This window comes from Shigella sp. FC1967 (assembly GCF_001743005.1).
Lineage (GTDB): Bacteria > Pseudomonadota > Gammaproteobacteria > Enterobacterales > Enterobacteriaceae > Proteus.
Genome location: NZ_MIIZ01000532.1, coordinates 1 through 8,684, shown reverse-complemented (window position 1 = coordinate 8,684; position 8,684 = coordinate 1). Strand labels below are relative to the sequence as shown.

The following is an 8,684-nucleotide window of genomic DNA, read 5'->3' as shown; positions in this document are numbered from 1 at the left end:
TGTATGAACAAGTGATGCTAATCGCACCTTCACAAGATATTTTTATTGGTTGTGCGGCTGTTGCTGATTACCGCGCTAAACTTATCGCGGCTGAAAAAATAAAAAAAACAAGGTGATGAAGTCACCATCACTATGGTAAAAAACCCCGACATTGTCGCGAGTGTTGGAAAAATGGTTGAACACCGTCCTTTTGTTGTTGGATTTGCAGCCGAAACCCAGAATGTGGAAGAATATGCTCGCAAAAAACGAGAACAAAAGCAGCTCGATTTAATCTGTGCCAATGATGTTTCATTAGAAAATCAAGGCTTTAATAGTGACAACAATGCATTATACCTTATTTGGGCTAATGGAGAAACGCGCTTACCACACAGTAGTAAAGCACAACTTAGCCATCGCCTACTTGACGAGATAGCCAAACATTATGATGAAAAAAATTGATGTTAAAATCCTTGATGCACGTATTGGTCAAGAATATCCACTTCCTGCTTATGCCACAACAGGCTCTGCTGGTTTAGATTTACGCGCTTGCCTTGATGCACCATTGGTTCTTGAACCTGGGCAAACCGAATTATTACCTACAGGTCTTGCTGTACATATTGCCGATGAAGGATTAGCAGCAATGGTGCTTCCTCGTTCAGGTTTAGGTCATAAACACGGTGTTGTATTGGGTAACTTAGTCGGACTGATTGATTCTGACTACCAAGGACAACTGATGGTGTCCGTTTGGAATCGTGGTCAAACCGCATTCACCATCGAACCGGGTGAACGTATTGCTCAAATGATTATCGTACCAGTAGTTCAAGCTGAATTTAATATTGTTGATGATTTTACCGCAACGGAACGTGGTAGCGGTGGCTTTGGTCACTCCGGCCGCCAATAATAAATACGTCTTGCATTAATTATATCAATGACGATATCACTCCCTTTGCACTAAAAAATCTTAGTGCAAAGGTTTACTGATTTGTTTTGCTTTTAGCAGGGGCCTTATCAGTCATGGCAGAAGAAAAAGAAACCAAAAAGAAAAGAAATAGACGGGATGAAATCTTACAGTCACTTGCCCAAATGTTGGAATCAAGTGACGGTAGTCAGCGCATCACAACGGCGAAGCTTGCTGCCACTGTGGGTGTATCTGAAGCCGCACTCTATCGACATTTTCCAAGTAAAACCAAAATGTTTGATAGCTTAATTGAGTTTATCGAAGATAGCTTAGTCTCCCGTATTAATTTGATTTTAAAAGACGAAAAAGACGCTGTTGCAAGAATTCGCTTAATTCTTATCTTGATCCTCGGTTTTGCTGAAAAAAACCCGGGGCTATCTCGTATTTTGACTGGTCATGCATTAATGTTTGAACAAGACAGATTGCAAGGGCGAATAAACCAACTTTATGAACGTATTGAGGTTCAATTACGGCAAGTCATTAAAGAGCGTAAAATTCGTGAAGGTAGTGCTTTCTTGCATGATGAAGCGTTACTTGCTTCACAACTACTCGCTTTTTGTGAAGGTATGCTAGCGCGCTTTGTACGCACAGAATTTCGCTATCAACCCACTCAGGAGTTTGAAGCCCGCTGGCCATTAATTTTGGCACAATTACAATGAAATGATGGACTCGTGATTTAACTCAACAATTTGAAATTGACAGATATGCCGTTTTTTTCTTATTTGTGTTAACATGCGTCCTCTGGTACAGAGTTACCTCAATGTATTTATCAGGAATGGCATTCGTGCAATTCCTATATTGTGGCATTAGCAACTCGCTTTGCCCCTGCTGTAAACGTCCTTTTTATATTTCAATATCTGTGATAATTATCGCAGAAGATTCATTGTACTACTCACCCCGCCCATCATTGGGCGAGGGCTTTTTTTTTATCTATAATTGACCCACTCGTTTATCGCGTATTAACTTTATTAATTCACACCATAGCGCTCACGATAAGCTTTAACCGCAGGTAAATGCGCAGACAGAGTCTCGCTCTCACTTAGATAGCTAATTAAATCATCCAAAGTAATAATCGAATGCACTTGGCATTGATAGTCACGTTTTAACTCTTGTATTGCAGAAAGTTCTTCGCGTCCTTTCTCTTGTCTATCTAAACTTAATAACACCGCAGAAAGCGTTGCATCATGCTGTTTGATAATTTCCATTGATTCACGAATTGCAGTACCTGCTGTAATGACATCGTCAACAATCACAACATTACCTTTCAATGGACTTCCTACTAATGTTCCTCCTTCACCATGATCTTTTGCCTCTTTACGATTAAAACAGTAAGGAATATCGATATCATGATGTTCAACCAATGCGACTGCCGTTGTGGTTGCAATCGGTATCCCTTTATAAGCGGGTCCAAACAACACATCACAAGAGACATTATTATCTAATAATGTTTGCGCATAGAACTGCCCCAATAAAGCCAAATCACGCCCTGTATTAAATAAACCGGCATTAAAAAAGTAAGGACTCACCCTTCCTGATTTCAGTGTAAACTCACCAAATTTCAGGACATTTTTTGCTAATGCTAGTTCGATAAAGCGGCGTTGGTAGGCTTTCATTTCTTTCTCCTCTCTACGTTACTTGATGACAAATTTTAGGCATAAAAAAGGCGACTTCTCAGTCGCCTTAAAAATAAAATTTATTGCTTAAGCGCCTCTTTTTGCGCTTCAAATATTTTCTCTAATCCCCCTTTTGCAAGGGCGAGTAAAGCAAGTAATTCTTCATGGCTAAAGGGTGCGCCCTCTGCGGTACCTTGAACTTCGATCATACGACCATCATCAATCATCACCACATTCATATCTGTTTCTGCAGCAGAATCTTCAACATATTCAAGGTCGCATAATGGTTCACCATCAACAATCCCCACAGATACAGCAGCGACCATTGATTTAAGAGGGCTTTTTTTCAGCTTACCTTCTTCAACCATTTTATTTAAAGCATCAACTAATGCGACGCAAGCACCAGAAATAGAGGCCGTACGCGTACCCCCATCGGCTTGAATAACATCACAATCAACTGTGATGGTAAATTCACCTAATGCTTTTAAATCAACAGCGGCACGTAATGAGCGTGCAATTAAGCGCTGAATTTCCATAGTACGACCCGTTTGTTTACCACGAGCCGCTTCACGTGCATTACGACTATTTGTTGCGCGAGGAAGCATACCGTATTCCGCGGTCACCCAACCTTGCCCTTGTCCTTTAAGAAAACGGGGTACACCCTCTTCTACAGTGGCGTTACACAAGACTTTAGTATCACCAAATTCGACTAATACAGAACCCTCAGCGTGTTTTGTATAATGACGAGTAATGGTAATAGGACGTACTTGGTCTGCTTGTCTGTCTGCTGGACGCATGGTGTTATCTCCGCTTTCTCTGACATATTGGGGGCGCATTATACGACCTAAAATGGCTTATGCCTATCCTGTATCGATGCCTAGGGTTATAATCGTATCATCTTTTACACTATTGAGACCCTATTATGATCCGAAGCATGACCGCATTTGCTCGCCGAGATATTAAAAAAGACTGGGGTAGCGCCGCATGGGAACTGCGTTCCGTGAACCAACGCTACCTTGAAACTTATATTCGTTTACCTGAGCAATTACGTAGTTTAGAGCCTGTTATTCGTGAACGTCTACGTAATCGCTTAACACGCGGTAAAATTGAATGTAACTTACGTTTTGATCTTAATGCTCGCTTTCAAGGTGAACTTAATCTTGATGAAAATCTCGCAAAACAACTGATTGTTTCTGCCAATTGGGTAAAAAGCCACAGTCATGAAGGCACAATTAGCCCATTTGATATTTTACGTTGGCCGGGTGTTATTTCAGCACAAGAACAAGATCTAGATGCGATTGGTACAGAACTTTTAGCTGAATTAGATCTGGCGATCGACGCCTTTATTGCAAGCCGTGAAACAGAAGGGCAAGCCCTCAAAACGCTTATTGAACAACGTTTAGATGCGGTTAGCACAGAAGTGGTTAAAGTAAGAGCACAAATGCCAGAAATTTTACAATGGCAACGTGAACGCTTAACCAGCAAATTAGAAGAAGCACAGGTTCAAATCGATAATAATCGTTTAGAACAAGAGTTAGTGATGTTAGCACAACGCTTAGACGTTGCTGAAGAGCTGGATAGATTAGAAGCTCACGTTAAAGAAACACGCAAAATTCTCGTTAAAAAAGAAGCCGTAGGTCGCCGTCTTGATTTTATGATGCAAGAATTTAACCGCGAATCCAACACATTAGCATCAAAATCAATTAATACTGAAGTCACCAATTCAGCCATTGAATTAAAAGTTTTAATTGAACAAATGCGTGAACAGATCCAAAATATTGAGTAACACTTCACAGTAAATCAGAGCATATCACCAAGCCAGCATATATCTTGTATTAGCTGGCTTTTTTACTATCAGAGCATTGCAGAGTAAATCACAATAGCGCATGATTAGCGTGTACCACTAGGGTGTACCACTAGCACTTGCGGAATTGGTTTAGTGGTACACAGCTATTTTTAGATTGGAAATTGCATAATGCCTAAACTTACCGATAAAGAGATAAGGGCATGGATCAAGGCTGGCGAACGATTTGAGGGTAAATCTGACGGTAACGGTTTATATCTATGCTATCGAAAAACATTCAAGCACCCCGTATGGCGATTTAGATATAAATTCGCGGGATTATCACGAGTAATGATATTAGGCTCATATATAGACCTATCACTTGCTAAGGCGAGAGAGCTAACAAGAGAATTGTCTGCCCGTGTATCACTAGGTTATGACGTTGCCAGTGAAAAGCAGGAAAGGAAAGCCGAAGTGTTAGCGAAAATCGAAGCCGAGAAGAACGCAATCAAAGTCGCTGACCTAGCGGCAGAATATTTTGAGCGTCAAATACTGCCACGCTGGAAGCACCCAGACATACTACGCAGACGCATAGACAAAGACATTAATCCTCGTATTGGTCACATGAAAATAGAGGACGTTAAACCTCGCCATATTGATGAAATGCTCAAGGGCATCGTTGATAGAGGCGCACCAACAATGGCTACTGACGTTCTACGCTGGCTTAGACGAATGTTTGACTATGCCATTAAGCGGCAGATGATTGAGATTAATCCTTGTTCAGCCTTTGAGGTTGCTGATGCTGGCGGTAAAGAAATATCGCGCGATAGATGGCTAACCAGAGAAGAATTAATCATATTCTTTAAGGCATTAAGAACCGCGGGCATTAGCCGACAGAATGAAATCAGTTTTAAAATACTGCTAGCTCTAGGGTTGCGAAAAATGGAATTATGCGCGGCACGTTGGCAAGAGTTCGATTTTAAAAAGAACGTATGGCATTTCCCAGCCGAACGCAGTAAAAACGGTGATGCTATAGATATTCCTTTATGCCAACACGTAGTTGATTGGTTTATGGAGTTGCTACCTATGGCTTGTGGTAGTCAGTACGTTTTACCCGCTAGAAAAATGCAAAGCCGCATGATCCCCCATATTCAAGAATCTACTCTACCTGTTGCGCTAGCAAAAGTAAGGCAGGTTTTACCACCTAAAATGCCTAACTTCACTATTCACGATTTTAGACGTACAGCGCGAACCCATTTAGCAAAACTAGGAGTTGATCCATTTGTTGCTGAACGTTGCCTAAATCACCGAATAAAAGGCGTTGAGGGTATTTATAACCGACATGATTATTATGATGAGAGAAAAACCGCACTAGCAAAATGGTGTGAGTTACTTGTCGCATTAGAGAAAGGCGAAGATTACAACGTGATCCCTATGGGTACACGAAAAGCAAAATAACCAGATAAACCGTATCTAGCCCGACGGGGCGAAAAGTAGGAAACCTTACCTATCTGATACGGTGTTTTTTTAAGGTACGTTAAAGGTGGCGTATGAAGAAATTATTTAAACTAAAAGAATGGTTTACATTGGAAGAAACAGCCAGAAGATTAACAGGATCATTTGAGGAAGATATATCTGTAGCTGACTGCTTATCATTAGCTTTAGATAAGCGAATAACAATTTCAGCATTATTTAGTAAATCAATTTATGGGGTAAGAAGTGAAATAAAAACTAACGTCTATGCGTGAGCAGTTTAATTTTTGCATTAAATCAACTAATAGTGAAGGCGCATTCTTAGACATGTTAGCAGGCGAGCGATTTTATACAAATGAACAGCTAAACGCTAAATACGAAACGATAAAAAAGAACAGGTGGCGTGTTTTCGCCTTGATTACGAAATATATGATCTGCCAATGATAGGGGCTGAATATTTAGATGTTATGTATCAATTTGATTTAGCGCAGGATAGATTGCCTCGTGAATATGTCAATATTGAAGGGCCATTTGTTAATACAGAATTCGGTATGGTTAATGTATTGAATAGCTTTCATGAATTGATTCTTAAGTTTGATGGTACTGAATCAAAGTTATTTGATCCCATTCTAGATAAATATGTTGATTTTGATAACTATGATGAGTTTTTCTATCCAGCAGATGGTTTGGGTGATGTTGAGTTTATTTTTAGAAGGGAGAATATAGAAAAATTTGAACAGTCAGCGCTTGAAGATGATAATTCTGCTTTAACTATAGATGGTAGCTTGCTTGTTATTGGTTCTATATTGTCAGCATTGAAAAAAGTAAAACCAGCATCTAAAAGATGGACCCAAGAGTCCCTAAAGGCTGAGCTAGAGGGATTTTGCCCGATGAAATCTAGAGAGCTTGATGATTATTTTTCTGAGGCTAATAAGCGTTTTAAATCAATCGGTTAATTTCGCAACGAAAGTTAGTTTTTCGGTGCGATGACATTTTGCTCCATTCAAACTTTAATGTGTATGACATTCACAAGGAGTCATACACATGATAAAGAAATCACCTAAGCGCAAACCTCGCGCTAAAATCAGTACACCTTACCCTATGGACGGTTACGCCCGTCTACGTCATACAGCCGACTTTCTAGGCATTTCTGACTCTACCCGTTATCGCTGGGAGCGTGACGGGAAATTACCTAAGTCATTTGAGATTGAAAAAGGATTTTTTGTCTATGATGCAAAAGAGATACGTGCATGGGCTGAGGCTAAAAAATTACAACAAGGGGGCGCATAATGGAAAAGAAAAACCGCCCTTGCGGAGGCGGCTTTGATATCAGTAATGATATTGGAAATTGCCCCTCCATTATACCCACCAGCAAAAGAAAACGCACACCTAAAAAACACCGTGCCCGTTTATATATGTTAGGTACTGGCATTAATGGATTTACTGAGAATGAAATATTAATTCATTGCCGATTATCGTCAGCAAGGAATTACGCCTCGGAGTTAGAGCGCAAGTTGGATATTACGCTGGATCGCATTGATGAGCCTAATCCTGATGGTATCGGATCACATTATCGTTACCGCTTTAAAACGGCTCAAGATGTGCAGAAGGTTATTAACTTAATAAATAAACGTGCTGAACAAGGTAATTACCAACCAATAGATAAAGCACTCATAAATAATATTTTAAGCCTGTACCCAACAAAATAACGGAATAAGAAAATGAAATTAAAAAAATGACAGCTTAAATGCTGGTGGATTCGCTCACCCTAAATTCAAGTTAAATGATATTAATGAAACAACTTTCGCTGAAATGCTGCCTATTATTCACAGCGATATTAACGGGCAATTAATTAATTGTGTTAGTGCCAATTCACTACATGAAGCATTAGGGGTAGATACTCGACTAACCGACTGGATTAAACGCCGTATTGGAGAATATGGATTTATTCAAGGTGTAGATTATGTGGTTGTGGAAACTTTGAGCAACTCAAATTTGAGTAGCGCAAAATCTAGACAACAAATTAAACATGATTACCTTGTTAGCCTCAACATGGCTAAAGAACTTGGTATGGTTGAGCGTACGGAACAAGGCCGCTTAATTCGTCAATACTTTATCAAGTGTGAGGAAGCTTTACACAAAGTAGCGCCAACAATCACTAAGCAGTTACGTCATCAACTTAAATCACGTCTCAAAGTAGCTAGTTACTTTAAGCCGATGTGTTCAGCGTTAGAGCTGGCACGTATGGAGCAAGGTAAAAGCACTCTACCACACCATTACACGACTGAGTCAAACATGCTGAACCGTATTGTATTAGGTGGGCTTACAGCTAAGGCATGGGCGAAGCAGAACGGCATTATTGGCAATCCTCGTGATGCTATGAGCGAGACACAATTAGAGCATCTTTCATACCTTGAGCGGACCAATACAACGTTAATTGAGCTAGGCATGGACTATCACGCACGCAAGGACAAGTTAATCGGGCTGTCTCAGAAATGGTTAGCGCAACGTGTAGAGGTGGCGCAATGATTACCCTATGTTCAATAAAGGGTATTGCCTACCAAGAGAAAGCCTCATTACTGGCAGGCAACCAATCAGACAAAATTTCGTCTGGTTACTCGGCCAATATTTTGGCTCAGCAATCAGCTAAAACTTTAGCCGATGTATCAGCGAAAATTTACGCCAATCAATCACCCAAATTTACGGGAAATCAATCTGAGGAATATTTCTCAGGTTATAAGTCTGGTGGATATTTGAGCCCCCCAAAACGGGGGAGCGCAAAACGTGGAGAATTTACACTATTTGCTAAAGGTGATTTTTCTCACCTTTCTAAAGAGGCGAATTATCCTCACTGGAAAGGTTTAATCGGGGTCACTAC

11 protein-coding genes and 2 pseudogenes are annotated in these 8,684 nt (G+C 40.3%); 11 read left to right on the top strand and 2 right to left on the bottom strand.

From position 1 onward, the window contains the following. The 3 genes and pseudogenes from BHE89_RS04535 to slmA form a co-directional block, all read left to right on the top strand. Positions 1–438: pseudogene (locus tag BHE89_RS04535) on the top strand (phosphopantothenoylcysteine decarboxylase domain-containing protein); the annotation flags it as partial. Next, entirely contained in the window at positions 422–880 is a 459-nt protein-coding gene (dut, locus tag BHE89_RS04530) for a dUTP diphosphatase (protein ID WP_069366893.1), read from the top strand. The pseudogene BHE89_RS04535 and the gene dut, both read left to right, overlap by 17 nt. A gap of 113 nt (positions 881–993) precedes the next feature. Then, positions 994–1,596: a nucleoid occlusion factor SlmA gene (slmA, locus tag BHE89_RS04525; RefSeq protein WP_023583381.1), complete on the top strand. Its 603-nt coding sequence runs from the start codon at positions 994–996 to the stop codon at positions 1,594–1,596. Positions 1,597–1,905: 309 nt separating this feature from the next. Here the strand turns inward: slmA and pyrE are convergent, their stop codons facing one another. After that, positions 1,906–2,550: an orotate phosphoribosyltransferase gene (pyrE, locus tag BHE89_RS04520; protein ID WP_069366894.1), complete on the bottom strand. Its 645-nt coding sequence runs from the start codon at positions 2,548–2,550 to the stop codon at positions 1,906–1,908. 80 nt (positions 2,551–2,630) lie between these two features. Then, positions 2,631–3,347 (bottom strand): ribonuclease PH, encoded by a 717-nt coding sequence (rph, locus tag BHE89_RS04515; RefSeq protein ID WP_069366895.1) that lies wholly within the window; start codon positions 3,345–3,347, stop codon positions 2,631–2,633. Between the two features lie 125 nt (positions 3,348–3,472). Between rph and BHE89_RS04510 the strand changes: the two genes are divergently transcribed. The 8 genes and pseudogenes from BHE89_RS04510 to BHE89_RS04480 form a co-directional block, all read left to right on the top strand. Then, positions 3,473–4,336: a YicC/YloC family endoribonuclease gene (locus tag BHE89_RS04510; protein WP_069366896.1), complete on the top strand. Its 864-nt coding sequence runs from the start codon at positions 3,473–3,475 to the stop codon at positions 4,334–4,336. A 189-nt stretch (positions 4,337–4,525) separates the two neighbouring features. Next, the gene (locus BHE89_RS04505; RefSeq protein WP_069366897.1) at positions 4,526–5,791 is read left to right on the top strand and encodes a tyrosine-type recombinase/integrase; all 1,266 of its coding nucleotides are present in this window, start codon (positions 4,526–4,528) and stop codon (positions 5,789–5,791) included. A gap of 92 nt (positions 5,792–5,883) precedes the next feature. Then, positions 5,884–6,081 carry a hypothetical protein gene (locus BHE89_RS25005; RefSeq protein WP_286145888.1) on the top strand — a complete coding sequence of 66 codons (198 nt, stop codon included), beginning with the start codon at positions 5,884–5,886 and terminating at the stop codon, positions 6,079–6,081. Between the two features lie 165 nt (positions 6,082–6,246). Then, a complete protein-coding gene (locus tag BHE89_RS25000) occupies positions 6,247–6,762 on the top strand; it encodes a hypothetical protein (protein ID WP_286145887.1) in 516 nt (171 codons plus the stop codon). Positions 6,763–6,850: 88 nt separating this feature from the next. Beyond that, complete coding sequence (locus BHE89_RS04495) at positions 6,851–7,096, top strand: helix-turn-helix transcriptional regulator (protein ID WP_069366899.1); 246 nt, start codon at positions 6,851–6,853, stop codon at positions 7,094–7,096. Beyond that, positions 7,096–7,515 carry a hypothetical protein gene (locus tag BHE89_RS04490; RefSeq protein ID WP_069366900.1) on the top strand — a complete coding sequence of 140 codons (420 nt, stop codon included), beginning with the start codon at positions 7,096–7,098 and terminating at the stop codon, positions 7,513–7,515. The genes BHE89_RS04495 and BHE89_RS04490 overlap by 1 nt, the downstream gene beginning before the upstream one ends. 46 nt (positions 7,516–7,561) lie before the next feature. Next, positions 7,562–8,335 (top strand): annotated as a pseudogene (locus BHE89_RS04485) (antA/AntB antirepressor family protein); the annotation flags it as partial. A gap of 101 nt (positions 8,336–8,436) precedes the next feature. Continuing rightward, positions 8,437–8,684: hypothetical protein (locus BHE89_RS04480; protein WP_216080986.1), on the top strand; the 248-nt coding region annotated here is incomplete at its 3' end.